This is a genomic window from Protofrankia sp. CiP1_Cm_nod1 (assembly GCF_920888515.1).
Lineage (GTDB): Bacteria > Actinomycetota > Actinomycetes > Frankiales > Frankiaceae > Protofrankia.
The window spans coordinates 1-14,148 of the sequence record NZ_CAKKTM010000057.1 but is presented as its reverse complement, the minus strand read 5'-3'; the positions used below and the strand labels follow the sequence as shown (position 1 = coordinate 14,148).

Annotated in this window: 7 protein-coding genes; 1 reads left to right on the top strand and 6 read right to left on the bottom strand. The window is 71.2% G+C overall.

The genetic code is table 11. From position 1 onward, the window contains the following. From NBX02_RS03520 to NBX02_RS03505, 4 genes are all read right to left on the bottom strand, one after another. Positions 1-1,591 (bottom strand): hypothetical protein (locus NBX02_RS03520; protein ID WP_250285404.1); only part of this gene is annotated, 1,591 nt, incomplete at its 3' end. Between the two features lie 522 nt (positions 1,592-2,113). Next, positions 2,114-3,391, bottom strand: a complete 1,278-nt coding sequence (locus NBX02_RS03515) for a methyltransferase domain-containing protein (RefSeq protein ID WP_250285405.1) — start codon at positions 3,389-3,391, stop codon at positions 2,114-2,116. A 611-nt stretch (positions 3,392-4,002) separates the two neighbouring features. After that, positions 4,003-5,175 (bottom strand): TolB-like translocation protein, encoded by a 1,173-nt coding sequence (locus NBX02_RS03510; RefSeq protein WP_250289984.1) that lies wholly within the window; start codon positions 5,173-5,175, stop codon positions 4,003-4,005. Further along, entirely contained in the window at positions 5,168-6,817 is a 1,650-nt protein-coding gene (locus tag NBX02_RS03505) for an MFS transporter (protein ID WP_250289982.1), read from the bottom strand. The genes NBX02_RS03510 and NBX02_RS03505 overlap by 8 nt, the downstream gene beginning before the upstream one ends. A gap of 478 nt (positions 6,818-7,295) precedes the next feature. On the opposite strand from NBX02_RS03505, the gene NBX02_RS03500 reads away from it, so the two are divergent. Next, positions 7,296-8,375 carry a hypothetical protein gene (locus tag NBX02_RS03500; protein WP_250285408.1) on the top strand — a complete coding sequence of 360 codons (1,080 nt, stop codon included), beginning with the start codon at positions 7,296-7,298 and terminating at the stop codon, positions 8,373-8,375. Positions 8,376-8,587: 212 nt separating this feature from the next. Here NBX02_RS03500 and NBX02_RS03495 read toward each other — a convergent pair whose 3' ends face one another. Beyond that, positions 8,588-10,978: a UvrD-helicase domain-containing protein gene (locus tag NBX02_RS03495; protein ID WP_250289980.1), complete on the bottom strand. Its 2,391-nt coding sequence runs from the start codon at positions 10,976-10,978 to the stop codon at positions 8,588-8,590. Next, on the bottom strand, positions 10,975-14,148 hold a 3,174-nt coding region (locus NBX02_RS03490; protein WP_250289977.1), incomplete at its 5' end, for a DUF1998 domain-containing protein. The genes NBX02_RS03490 and NBX02_RS03495, both read right to left, overlap by 4 nt.

Genomic DNA, 14,148 nt, shown 5'->3' with positions numbered 1-14,148 from the left:
CCGGTGCCCCGCCGTGGCCGGCCGCGCTGTCGGCGGAGCCGGAAGCCGCGTCCTCCCGCGACAGGCCCGACGGTGCGGCGGCACGAGGCACGACCACGGGTGACGCGGCCACCCGTGACACGCCGAAGCCGCTGTCAGCGGCACCACGGCCAGCGGGCCGGCGCGTGCCGGGCCGTCCGTCGTGCACCACACCCACCAGGCGTTCGGCCAGGGCCGGCCAGTCCCGCAGGACCCGCGAGAGCTCCCTGATCCGCGTCCGGCCGGTCGCGACCGCGATGACGACATCCGCCTGCATGGCGGACGCCGCCGTCATCGGAAGATCGACAAGAGGGGGTGTCAGCACGATGACAAGATCGACGACCGGTGCCCGGTCGGCCAGGATGGGCACGAGACCGCCGGGGCGGGCCGCCCGGGCCTGCGCGACCCGGTTGTACAGCACATGCCCGCTGCCGGCACCGGACGAACGCGCCATGCAGGTCGGCTCGTGGGCCCACCGGGGCAGCTCGCTGGACACGGCGGGTGGCAGACGCTCCAGGGCCCCGCGCATGTCCGGCTCCGGCGAGGCGTCCAGGATCAGCACGATCCCCTGGTCGTCCGACCAGCTCGCCGCCACCGTCGTGACCAGGTCGGGCGCCAGGTCACCCCGGCCGGCCGGGGTGAGTGCGATGACCTTGCCGGTCGGGGCCAGCACGGAGGCCATGGCGGCGACCAGCCGGCCGGCCGGCAGGTCGTTGCCCCGCCCGCCGGAAATGCTCGCGATCAGCGGAGCACCCAGGACGTCGGCCGCGTCCCCGGCGTCGAGCACCGTCGGGCGGCGCAGGTAGGTGGCGCAGAGCCCGGCCACCGTCAGCAGCAGGCCGGCCAGGGCGCCGACGAGCGTGTTGCGCGCCAGTTTCGGAGCGACCTTCCCGACCGGGGAAGCGGGCTCGGCGAGGGTCACCGCGGCCGGCGTGCCGGTGGCCTGTACCTGCGGGATCTGCCGGTTGAGCTCGGCGAGCTGCGCGTTGAGGGTGGCGACCTGGGTGGCCAGCGTCTGGCCGTCCGCGGTCCTCGGCAGCGCCGCCAGCCTCCGGAGGTTCTGGGAGATCTCGTCACGCAGCTCCGTCAGCGAACGGGCCGTCCCGCCGCCGGCCGCCTGCTGCTGGGTGAGAAGCTGCTGGTAGGCGGCCTCGACGGCCTGGACGAGACCGGTCGCCCGCTGCTCGGTATCGCCCCTGCCGGTGATCGTGAAGAAGTCGCCCCGTTCGGACGCGGTGATCGTCAGCCGCTCGGCCACCTCCCGCCGCGGCAGGCCCAGCTGCTTGGCGGCCAGATCGAGCGTCACGGTGGAGCCGGCGAGCTGGGCCTGGGTCTGGACGATCCGGGCGGCGTCGAGATGATCACTGCTGGGTAGCGCCTGGGAGGCACCCAGGAACACCCGGCCGGTCGCCTCGAAACGCTCGTCCCGCTGCTTGCTGACGGCCAGCGCGCAGACGGCACCGACGACCGCCCCGAGGATGATCACCAGCCACCGGCGCCGGAGCAGCCGGAACGGCGAGATTCTGGGCAGCGCGCGCTCGGCTTCCGCGCGCGGCCAGGCGGCCCGGGTCACCGGAACGTCCTCCTCGGGCCACGAGAAAATACAAGATCATAGGAAAACGCGAAAAGCTGGCGGACGCGGACACCCCCGTAGCACCTGTCCTGCGCAGACATTACAGCCCCCTGGATTCCCTGAGACCTCCCGGACCTTCCAGATCGCTGGAACGGCGGGCACCCCCGGGGGCGAGAAAGCCGGTGGCCCCACCGTCCTCAAGCATTGAAACTACACGGCGCGTCCGCCACGTGTTTCCGCGGCAGCGGAACCCGCCGAAGAAATCATTCAGTCACGCAAAGTAATGGACGTGCGGAAGGCGTGGCCGCCGCAACCGGCCACACCGACACAACCGGCTCCGGCGGCAACGGCGTCCGACGGCACCGGCGCCCGGCCACGGAAACGTGGATCACCGATCGGGGCCGGGACGCGCGGCCCGCCATCCCCCGTCCGCCACCTCACCCGGCATCCCTGCCCGGCCGCCCCCACATGGCGCCTTCGCCTGGCACGGAGCTACCCACAGCCAAAAAGACAAAAAGACAACTAACACACAACCGGACGAGGAACCGGGACGATGAACTTGCCGCCCCTGCGGGCGAACGCCGCCTGCTGATCCATGATCTCGTCTCTGACGTTCCAGGCCAGCAGGAGCAGGTAGTGCGGCTGGCGCTGGGCCAGCACGGCCGGGTCGAGGATCGGCGTACGCGCGCCCGGGATGTACTTGCCCTGCTTGTCGACGTTGCGGTCGACGACGTACTGCACAAGATCGGTGGTGATACCGCTGGAGTTCAGCAGCATGGCGCCTTTGGCCGCGGCGCCGTAGGCGGCCACGCTCCGCCCGTGCGCGCGCAGCTCGTGCAGGAGGGTGAGCAGCTCGGCCTGTGACTCGCGCACGTCGTCGGCGAAACTCGCGTACCGGTCGAAGGTGTCCAGGCCGGCGGCACGTTCACGGTCAAGGCGCCTGCCCACCCCCGGGCCGGGTCTTCCGGCCCGGCTCAGCCGCCAGCGCAGGATGCCGCCGGGATGCTCGGGGAACTCCTCCACGTCCGTCAGGCGCAGACCGTGACGGCGCATCAGCGCGTCCACGGCGATGGTGGAGAAATAACAGGAACGATCATGGTCGACGGCGTCGAACCCGGTGTGGTCGAGCAGGGCTCCGACCCCGGAGTCATCCACTTCGACGATCCCGTCATCGGCGAGCAGGACGGACATGCCCTCGGCGAAGCCGTTCGGATCGGGGAGGTGCGCCAGCACGTTGTCGACGATGATGACGTCCGCCCGCAGCCCCTCGGCGGCCAGCGACCGGGCGAGCCCGGCGTCGAAGAACTCCGTACGGGTCGGCACGCCGATCGCGCGGGCGGCGGACGCGAGTGCGGGTGACGGCTCGATGCCGAGCACCGGGATCCCGCGTTCGGCGAACGCCCGCAGCAGGCACCCGTCACCGCTCGCGATCTCCACGACCAGGCTGTCGGGGCCGAGAGCACGACCGGCGATGATTTCCCTGGCACGCCTGTCCGCATTTCGGCGCGGCGTGTCCCCGGACGACGGGAAGGGCCGGTAACCGGCGCCGAAAATCTCCTCCGCCGGGATGGCGTGGGTGAGCTGGACCAGCGCGCAGGAGGCACAGAAACCGATCTCGAGGGGAAAGACGGGCTCGGGCTCGGCGAGGTCGTCGGGCCGCAGCAGCCGGTTGGCGATCGGTGTCCGCCCCAGGGAGAGGAACGGGCGTGGCCGCGGCCCGCCACACGAGCGGCAGGCTTCGACCGGGACGGCCGTCACCTGCTTACGGGCCAGTGGCTGATCGACGGACTCGACTGACATGCGATCCCCTACCTGCCTTTCGACCGGCACCTGGTTCTGATCGACATCTGGTTCTGACCGGCATCTGGTTCTGACCGGCCCCGGGGCGCTGGCCGCCGGAGCTTTTCCCCCGGTCGACATGGCCTACCAGAACGACATGGCCCACCAGAACGTATCGGAATGACATTGCATACCGGAATAGCGTGGTGTACAGAGATGTGGCTCACAGGCGACGTGGCTCACAGGCGATAACGCGGGGCGGCCGCGTGAACAGGGCGGCACCCACCAGGGGAATTACCGGTCGGGAGGGTGACGCGCATCATCGAGCTGTCACCTTCGGGCGTGCCGCGATCCACTCGCGGCACACTGGAGGGCCATGATAGTGGCCTGCCCGGGGCTTCCGACAAGATCAACGGCTGTGACGAACCAGTCAGCCCCAACAACCGAGGACGACGAACCAGCCGGCCGCGACGGCCGAAGGCGACGGGCCAGCCAACCCAGCCGTGACCAGCGCGGCCGCGGCCGGAACAGCCCCGGCGAGACGACCATGACCGGAACCAGCGCGAACGGAACCACCACGAACGGAACCACCGCGAACGGCATGCCCGGCACGTCCGGCCCGGGGCGCCCGCTCAGCGGAACAGGGCCGGCGACCATGCCTGCGGGACGAGGATGCGCGGCGCGCCCGAACCGTCCGCCGGCTCGGCCCAGGTATCGGTGATCGAGGCGGCGCTGCCGTCCCGCGGCAGGCCGTAGACGACCGTGTCGTTGTCGAACCAGGCGATCTGGTCGTCGACGCTGCGCTGGTCCGCCAGCTCGGTGCGCCGCATCGTCTTCAGGTCGAGCACGGTCGCCCGCCAGCGCACCGGGCCGCCGTCGGCGGCCACCCGCTGCTTGAAGGCGATCCGGGTGCCGTCGGGGGACAGCGACGGGCACTCCACGTTGGTCGTGAGCGTGTGCACCTGCCGGGCCCGGACGCTGCCCCGGACCAGGTAGGTGGTGCCGCCGGTCGCGAACGTCGCGTAGAAGGTGTCGTCGTCCGAGGCGAACGTCACACCCCAGAAGTTCTGGTCCGCCGGGTTGATCCGCTGGCCGTCCCGAAAGATCGCGAACTGCTCGAGACTACCCAGCTCGCGCTGCTTGCGGACGTCGTAGAGGGTGGTGGCGGTGGAGAAGGCCGGGCCGGCGTAGGCATGCCCGGAGACGAACACCGTGACCGCGGCCAGATGGCCGTCGCGGGACAGGCGTGCCCGGCTCGGCTCACCCGCCACCCGGAAGCTGTGGACCGGACGGAGGTCGGGACCGAACAGGTACGCCTTGTACGTGGTCACCACGCCGCGTTCGGCGCCGAGGCAGAGACCGGTGTCACCGGCGATGTCCACCCGCTCACACGTCAGCGAGGTGACCTCCCGGGGGCCGGCGGGGCTGTTCAGCGGCACCATCGCCACCCGGCCGTAGGAGGAGTCCCGGGCCGTGCTCCGAAAAACGATCTTCGGTTCGCCGGTCAGCGGGGCCGTGCCGGCCGTCCCGGCCGGTGATCCGGAGCGGCGCGGGTCCGTCGCGTCGCGGTGGGCCACATACAGCCCGTAGCTCCCGGCCAGGAGTACGCATACCACCAGCAGCGCCACGAACACGAACAGTCGTCGACGTCGTCCGGTGGACGCCGTGGCATCCGGTTTCCGGCCGGCGCCGGGCCTGCCTGATGTGCCGCGCCCACCGCGCCCGCCGCGCTTGCCGGGCGCGGTGGGCGCGGCGGGCCGGGGCGGACCGGGCGGACGTCCACGGGCCCGGGCCGGGTCAGCCATCGGTGCCCGTCTCCTTTCCGCTGTCCTGCCTCACAGGCGTCCCCGTCGGGCCGGGCCCACCCACCGGGCCGGGCGCGCCCACCGGGGCGAGCACCCGGGCCCGGGCGAGAACGGCCACCGCCACGAGGCACCCGGCGGCTCCGGCCCCGCCCGCCAGCCACAGTGCCGAGCTGGCACCGTACAGCGTCCACAGCGCACCGAACCCGGCGGATGCCGCCAGTTGCCCGAGCGCCACCCAGGTCTGCAGGAGCGCGATCCCGGTGGTCCGCGACCCGGCCGGCAGCAGCGCGCTCGCCGCCGCGGGCAGGACGCCGTCGGTCGCCGCGTAGAAGGCCCCGAGCAGCGCCAGGCAGCCGAGCAGGACGGCGGCACCCGGCCGCGGCACGAGGAGCAGCAGGTAGACGGCGACCAGCAGCACGTAGCCGATGATCAGCATCCGGGTGCGGCCGGTCCGGTCGGCGATCCGGCCCAGGGGGACGGCCAGGGCGAGGTAGACGCACGACGTCCCCGCCGCGAGCAGGGGGAAGTAGTAGGCCGCGAGATCCACCTCCTGCTGGAGACGGAGGTAGACGAAACCGTCACCGATCGTGCACAGGGACAGAGCCCCAGCGACGATGGTGAGCGCACGGTAACGCCTGTCGGCCAACAGACCGATGGCGGCCCGCATGGTGCGCACGGGACGGCCGGACGGCTCACCCCCGCCCGGCGCGTCCAGAGAGTCCGGCGTGCCGGGCGGGACCGGCGGGCCCGATATGGCCGGCGCGGCCGGCGGATCCGGTACGCCTGGTATGCCCGATACGGCCGGCGCGGCCGGCAGGCTCGATGCGGCCGTGGATACCGCCACGGCCTCGACCGGCCCGGCACCGGACACAGGAAGATCGTTCGCGTCGCCGTTGACGGGCATGGTGCCCGCCGTGCCCGGGGGGTGCCGCTCGACCAGGAGGACGATCACGGCGACACCCATCAGAGCCACGCACGCGCTCACGACGAAGACCAGGTCGTACGAGTCCGGCGAGGCGGCCAGCAGGGCGAAGGCGACGAACGGCCCGAGCATCGCGCCGACCGTGTCCATCGCCCGGTGGATGCCGAAGACGAACCCGAGGTCGCTCTCCCGGGAGGTCAGGGACAGCAGGGCGTCCCGTGGGGCCGTCCGCAGCCCCTTGCCTATCCGGTCGCCGGCCAGCGATCCGGAGACCATCGCGGGGGAGGCTGCTCCCAGCACCAGCACGCCCTTCGCAAGCGCGGACATGGCGTAACCGGCCGCGGCGATGTCACGGTGGCGCATCCAGCGGTCGGACAGCAGACCGCTGACCGGCCGTACGAACACACTCACGCCCTGGTAGAGACCATTGACCAGGCCGTACTGGAACGGGGTGAAACCGAGCGTGCCCACCAGGTACAACGGCAGGACGGCGGTGACCATCTCGGTCGACAGGTCGGTGAGCAGGCTGGTGAGCCCGAGCAGCAGCACCGTGGGGCCGACGGCCTGGCGCAGCCGCCGGGTGGCCCGGCCTCGTCCGCCCCGCCCGGCGGGCGTGGGGAGCGTCCCGTCCACGTGGGCGGCGGGTGGTGTGGCCGGAGCGGCCCCGGCCGCGCCCGGCCGCGAGGATTCCGGCGGACGGTCACGCAAAGTCGTGTACATGGCCTCCCCCCTGCCACGGACAGGCTAGGCCACGCAATATCGATCTTTGACACCGCACTGCGCGTCATGACCGCACCGAGCTCCGCTGGAGGGACGCCCGCGGCACGGGCCGCGACGCCGGCCGCGGGCGCCGGCCCCTGGCCGGCCCCGGCCGGGGCACGACGCCAGCTTCGTCCGTCCACCAGCCCGTTGGGTTTGCCCGGCATGTCACACCCAGTATCTGGAGTTATACGTAACTACCAACGGTTATAAATTGTTCACAAATGGTTGCAATTTCACAAAATTGCACGCCAATAAGAACGACCACAGGCAACAAAACAACTCTTGAAACACAATTACGATCAATTGAGCCAACGCGCCAACAGCACTCTGTGAAATATGACGGTGACTCTCGGTGGATGCCCATGAGGAGCGCTACTGTCATTATCAACATCGGGGGGATCAAAGCCGTATTCACGGCTGAAGGAGGAAATTCACAGTGGGCTCACAACGTTGGCTGGGCGGGCGGCTCGTGCCCCTGCTCGCCGGAGCGGCTGTGGCGATCACCGGCGGGCTTGCCGGCTGCAAACCAGCGGTAGACCCGGGGCCGACATCAACACCGACACCACCGGCCGCCATCGCTCTCGCCGCGACACCCACCACGACTGCGTCCTCACAGCCGACAGCGGCACCACCGGCGACGCCCACGGCCACCGCGGCGGCCGGCGTGCCGAAGACGCCGACGGCGGCCCAGCCCGGCGCCCCGGCCCCGGCGCCCGCCCCGGCCAGCAGCTTCCCGAACGCCGGCAACACCGGGGTACCCGCCGGTGTGACACTGACCGACTACACCGGCCCGCGAGAGATCACCAAGGCCAACACCGTCATCCAGAACGCCCGGATCAAGGGCGGCGGCCGCCTCACCATCTCCGCGCCCGGAGTCGTGATCAGAAACAGTGTCATCTCGACCGACGACACCTTCGGTGTCAGCGTGAACAGCGACCAGGTCGCCAACGCCTCGGTCACGGTCGAGGACTCGGAGTTCATCGGCAGCTACGACCCGCAACCGGCCGACGAGATGGCCATCCGGGGCAGGAACTGGACGGTACGCCGGGTGGAGATCCGCGGCTTCCGTGACGGCGGCGGCATCGACGGCGGCAACGTCGTCGAGGACTCCTACCTCCACGACTTCGTCGTCAGCTCGGCCTGTGAGCACATCGACGGCCTGCAGGGGCTCGGGAACACCGACAACATCACGATCAGGCACAACACGATCGACATCGCCCTGGACCACTGCATAGCGGGTGTGGTCCAGCTCGGCACCGAGTACGGCAGCAACCACAACGTCACCGTCGACAACAACTGGCTGGCCGGCGGCTCGTGGATCTTCTACTCCAGCCTGCTCCCCGGCGGTTCCAGCGACGAGATCAAGTTCATCAACAACCATCTCAGCAAGAAGTACTTCCCCAACTACGGGGTCTACGGCGTGGCCCACGACTGGAACCCCGGCGTGGCCGGCGTCCAGTGGTCCGGCAACGTGGACGCCGACACCGGAAAGGTCATTCCGGCACCCGTCACCTGAGAGCACGGGCGACCGCCGACGCCTGCGGACGACTCCACCATGAGACTTCCGTGATGTTGTCGTGGCATCACCGTGACATGACATCGCTGTGACAACGGTGGCCCGGGCTCACCTCCCGGGCCACCGTTTTTCGCCCTCAGCACTTTCCCCAGCACCTCGCCCGCCAGCCCCTTACCCGCGGGCCGTTGAGGCATCCATACCGTTTCCGGCTGTCAGGAGTGCGTGACGGCAAGGAAAGGGCTCGGGGTGCCGTGCCAGAAGATGGCCAGGTCGTCGCGGGCTCGGGTGGCGGCGACGAAGAGCAGGGAGCGGTCGCGCATCCGTTCTCGCAGGTAGCGCTTGGGGTCGCTGTCCTGGTAGCTCTCGATGGCGCTGCGCGGTACCAGCCCGGCGCACACCCCGCCAATGATCATCCGTCGGTATTCGAGCCCCTTGAAGCGGTGCATCGTGCCCACGTGCACACCGTCGTGACGCTTCGGCCCCTCCGGGCCGATCTCGACAGCGATGATCCCGTCCTCGGTGAGGCGTTGGATGACCTCGCCGGCCATCTGCCTGGTCGGTACGCACACCGCGATCGAACCGTCCGATGGCAGACCACCCGTCGCCGAACTGTCGGCCGGCGGGCCGTCGGGCGCCGCCAGCCACGTCCGTACCTGACGGCTGATCAGCTGCTGCTCCTCGGCCCAGGTGCCCACGCCGCGCAGCGCCGGCCGGCCACCCCGCAGCAGCGAGCGGTATCCGGCAAGGTTCTCCTCGCCGCCGTCCAGATCGTCGTATGTCTCCCCGCTGAGCAGCTCCAACGCCGTTCCCAGGATCTGCCGGGTGGTGCGGTAGCTGAGGGTCAGCCTGGCCGAACGCCCGCGGATATTGATCCCGAGGCTGCCCAGGGTGACATAGTTGTCGTAGATGCGCTGATGGGTGTCGCCAGCGAGGAACATGTCGTCCGGCATGGGCGGGACCATGGCACGCAGCATCTTCCAGTGCGCGGCGCCGAGGTCCTGCGCCTCGTCGACGATGACGTGCCGGTAGCGGTAACGCAGGGTGGAGCCGGAGCTGTGCTGCCCGCGCAGCGCCCGCTGGATCTGGGCCTGGCGGTCCATTTCCAGGCGCGCGGCGCGGCCGGCCAGCTGGCGCCAGGTCCATATGCCGTCGTCCTCGAGCCGTTTTTCGAACCGTTCGGTGAGCCGCCAGATGACGTCCCGGTCCTGTCGGGTGAGCGCGCGGCCGCGGCCCGGCCGGCGTGCCTTGAAATAGTCGGTCCGTGAGTTGAGGACCTGCCCGAGGACGACCTGGGACCATTCGGCGGCCAGGAACTGCGGGTCCCAGCGTGTCTCGCCCAGTTCGAGGAGCATGGCCTGCCACCGCTCGGCGGCGACGGTGTCGTCGACGATCCGGCGGCGGCTGTCGAGCCCGGCCTCGGCGACGATCCGGCCGGCCAGCTTGTCGATGTTGACGATGTCCACCCGGGCGAGCAGCTCCGGGCCGGCCAGTGCCAGCAGCCTGGTGCGCAGGTCGGCGGCGAGGTTGCGGTTGAAGGTCGTCAGCAGGATCGGTTTGTCGTCGCCGGGTGGCAGGTGTTCGGCCAGGTAGCGGGCTCGGTGCAGGGCGACGATGGTCTTGCCGGTCCCGGGGCCGCCGCCGACCCGGGCCGGCCCGTTGTACCGGCGTTCGACCAGTTTGCGCTGGGTGGGGTGCAGGAAGACCTGCCAGCGGGCGAACGACTCGGCGAGGATCGCCCGCAGGGCCTCGTCATTGCTGGTGACCTGGGTTGACGGGCGCTGCACCGCCGCGGCGAAGTCGTCGGGGTTGACCGGCTCGTCGGCGCGGACGGGGTCGGTCACCTCCTCGAGCACCTGCTCGTAGGTCTTGCCGTCGTACAGGGCCAGCAGGACGTCGGCGGTGAGCTGCGGGGCGATATCGGCGAGGGCGAGCAGCTCGTCCTCGGTGACGATCCGCCGGATGAGCGGGATCAGCGGCTCGGAAACACCGAGGTCGAGGAGGATCTCGTCGCTGATGCCGGCGAACAGCGGGCGCGGCCCGCCCTTTTCCGCGGCATCGGCGTCCCCTGCCTCCCCGGCTTTCTCGCCGCCGGCTTTCTCGCCGCCGGCCTTTTCGCCGCCGGAGACGACGGTGTGGCCCGTGGCCCCCCGCGGGCCGTCGTCACCGGGTTTCGCCTCGACGCCGCCGTCGGGACGACGCTCGTGCGGACGGTGCCCGTCCGGGTCGGGTGGCAGCAGACGGCCGACAATGCTGTCACCGACCGGTGACAGGTCGACGACCTCGATACCGCCGGTGACCCGGTTGATCTGGTACTGGTACCGGTCGAGGCTGTCGTACACGTCCTTGCGGTCGCGGACCGAGACAAGCAGATAGTCCTGACCGCCGACGTGGAGCAGCAGCGCCCGGAAATCGTTCCCGACTCGGGCCGACCACAGCCGTGGATCGCCACTGAGCCGTTTGAAACGCAGTTTCGGGTTCCACGGGTTACGCCGGAAAAGGTCCTGGAACTCGTAGACCGCGCCCTTGCCGGTACGCGACAGCGCCAGGATCTCCTTGTCCGCACGCTCCAGGATCCGCAGCGTCACCCCGCCCTGGCCGCTCACCGGTCTGTGTCCTCTCGTGATCCGTCGACCGATCCACCGGATACGGCCGATCCAGCAGGTACGACGATCTTCTGGACGAGTTCGTCGACGGCCCACCGGGTGGCTGTCCGGGCGTCCCAACCGGCGGCCGTGTACGCTGCGTCCCGATCGGCGATCTCGGCGTCACCAGCTGTGGAGCCATCAGCCGTGGAGCCGTCGGCACCGCCGGGACCGGTGGCGTCACCGGGCTCGGCGGCCACGGGGCCGAGGAGCACCGCCACCCGGGCCGCGGGCCATGCGACCTCGGCCTGCCACGCCTGGTCACCGATCTCGTAACCGATCTCGGGCGGCGGCGCACCGGCGGCCAGCACGCCGCGTACCAGCTGTTCCAGGCCGGGCTCGTCCGGGTCGAGCAGGTCCAGCACCTCCTGCCAGCGTGGGTCCGCCGGCCGCGCGCCGGTCGCCGGCGGCCTGGCCGGCAGGAGTGACACTCGGCCGAGCAGTGACGCCCGGCCGAGCCAGGACGACGTCTCGTCGTCCAGCGGGAGAGCCCGCGCCACGGACAGCAGGCCGCCGCCTTCGGCGACCGCCAGCAGCCCGGGGTCAAAGGTGCCCAGTGCGGAGAGCGCGAGCTGGACGCCGTCCCCGCGGCCGGCGTCGAGGAACTGCACCAGGTTGGTCCAGTACAGCCAGGCGGCCCAGCGGATCCGGTGGTCCTCCTCGTCGGCGGCGATGGTCGCGGGCCGGTCGTCGACCGCCACCAGGGCCGACCAGGCCCGGTCCGTGCTGCCGGCCCGCTCGTCGACGATCAGTACGAGCGGACAGCCGCCGGTGTCGGCGACCCGCAGCAGAATGATCGGGTCGAGCCCACGCGAGGGGAGATCGTCGCCGCGCAGCGCCGCGGTGACCCGGTCGGCGACGTGCCGGGAGCCCGACGAGGTGGCCACCGCGCCCGGCTGTCTGAGCAGCCCGGCTAGCCCGCCCTCGGCCCGGGCCCGCCACAGCCGCGGGTCGGGATCCCGCAGGAACGCCAGCAGCGTTTCGACCGGGTTCACCCAGACCGTGTCGTTGAGCTCTCCACCGTCGCGCCCGGTGCGCTGCTGGTAGTAGTCGCGGGCGGCCCGCCGCCCGAGGCCGTGGTACGGCGACCACACCCGCGGCCGGCCGCCGCCGGCTCCGCCCACACCATCGGCCCCATCGGCCCCATCGGCCCCGTTGGTCCCGTTGCGCCAGGCCTCCACGTCGTCCCAGGTGAGCTGGAAGACGTGCACGCCGTGGGCGCGCAGCCGGGTGCGTTTGTCGGCGTCGTCGGCGAGCCGGTTGTGTTCGCTGGACGCGTGGTAGCGGTAGCCGTCGAGGTAGACGGCCACCTCGGCGGGGGCGGCGTCCAGACGGACGAAGTGGATGTCCGGCCGGGTGCCGCGGATGGTGTTCTGCAGCTTCATCCGCCAGTGGACGACCTGGCCGTCGGGGGTCTCCATCCGCAGGTCGGCGATGCGGGCGCCGTCCTGGTCGGCTGCCCGGGTGATGCTGGCACGGCTGTCCGGGCGCTGGCCCCAGTCGAGCAGGGCCCGCAGGAAGCGCAGTTCCAGTTCGCTTTCGACCTGGTCGAACAGGGAGATCTCGCTCGTGCGTACCGACGGCCCGACCGTCCAGGGCTCCAGCAGCTCCCCCAGCATGCTCAGCGCCTCGGCCCGGATCATCAGGGGGAACTCCCTGTCCCGGGCGTAGCGCAGCAGGCAGCGGTGGCAGGCCGGTTTACCTTCGGTGACGCAGCGGCAGTCCGCGATCACATCCCGGGCGGCCTGGAGCACGTCGCGGAAGCTGTCCGGGTCGCTGATCCGGTGCAGGTAGCCGGTGCCGCCGGGCTGGACGTCGTGGACGACCAGGAACCGGCGGGTGTGCCCGGTCTCCTGGTCGGGCATGACCGCCTTCACGATCCGCAGATGGTCGGGGTCACCGCCGTATCGGGCGGCGATGCCCAGGCGCAGGGCCGCGGCGAAGGAGACGATCCGCTCCTCGACGGCGGCGGTGACCGCCGGCACCAGGATGCGCAGGGCCTCGGTGCGCAGCTCGTGGGCGAGGATCAGCGGGACGTGCTCGGCGGCGTGCGGGGCGCGCCGGTACCGGCACCACAGCCGGTGGTGTTCGGCCGCCCTGTCACCGGGGCGGCCCGGCCCGCTGGCCGAGGTGGACGGCGCGATCGCGGCGAGGCCCGTCGTCGGCGGCCGGTCGGTGGTGGTGCCACCGCACGAGGTGCACGTGTAGAAGGGGCTGAGCCGGGTGTCGACCCCGGCGAACATGTCGCTGGCGGGCCGGTCGTAGTGGGCCACGCCCAGGTTGAACTCGCGGATGACGGCCTGGCGGGTGTAGTCGACGCCGAAGGTGACGTGGCTGTGCCGCCAGGACTTCTCGACGTGGGCCGGGTCGACGTCGACGGCGATCGCCGTGGTGTAGGGCCTGACGTCGCGTTCGTCGGAGTCGTCGTGGATCTTCGCGTCGTCCCGCCGGTCGTGCGCGGTGACCTTGGTGGGCCGCAGGACGGTGAACAGGTTGCCCGCGTCGGCGATCGCCGGGCTGGCGCAGCGGGGGCAGCGGCCGGTGTCCTCGGCGGCCAGCGTGGTACGCACGTAGCCGCAGGCCGGGCAGACCCGCCACTGTTCGTAGGCGGGCCGGTTCGGCGAGCCGATGTCGAGGCCGGAGATGGTGTGCCGGTAGCCGAGGACGTAGTAGCTGTTCCCGGGGGCGAGTTCCACCAGCGCGGGACGGGCGGGGCGGCTGTACTCCCGCAGCTCGCTGTGGAAGACCCGGTTGTCGTCGCTGCTGCGGTCCTCCCAGCTGAGGGTGGCCTCCAGCGCGGTACGGGTGTCGATCAGCGCGTAGTTCGGCAGCAGCCCGGACTCGACGAGGTTGCCGTGCGCCGAGGCCCTGCCGATCTGCCCGATCCGCTGTCTGACCGCTCGGCGCTCGGCCCGCAGGGCCCGGTGGTCGCGGTCCTGGTCGGGGTCGGACGTGATCAGCAGGGCGGCGGCCTCCTCGATCGCGTCGAGCCGGTGGCGCAGGTCGGCCAGGCGCGCGTCCCACTCGTCCCGTACCGCCTGGACGGCCTGGGCGAGCCCGCCGGTGGCGTAGGCACGCAGCTCGGCCGCGGCGGCGGCGCTGACACCGGCGGCGGAGGCAGCACCGTCCGT

Excerpts from the sequence above, each read along its gene's own strand:
- NBX02_RS03515 (WP_250285405.1), bottom strand. The coding sequence starts at position 3,391 with ATGTCAGTCGAGTCCGTCGATCAGCCACTGGCCCGTAAGCAGGTGACG.
- NBX02_RS03510 (WP_250289984.1), bottom strand. The coding sequence starts at position 5,175 with ATGGCTGACCCGGCCCGGGCCCGTGGACGTCCGCCCGGTCCGCCCCGG.
- NBX02_RS03505 (WP_250289982.1), bottom strand. The coding sequence starts at position 6,817 with ATGTACACGACTTTGCGTGACCGTCCGCCGGAATCCTCGCGGCCGGGC.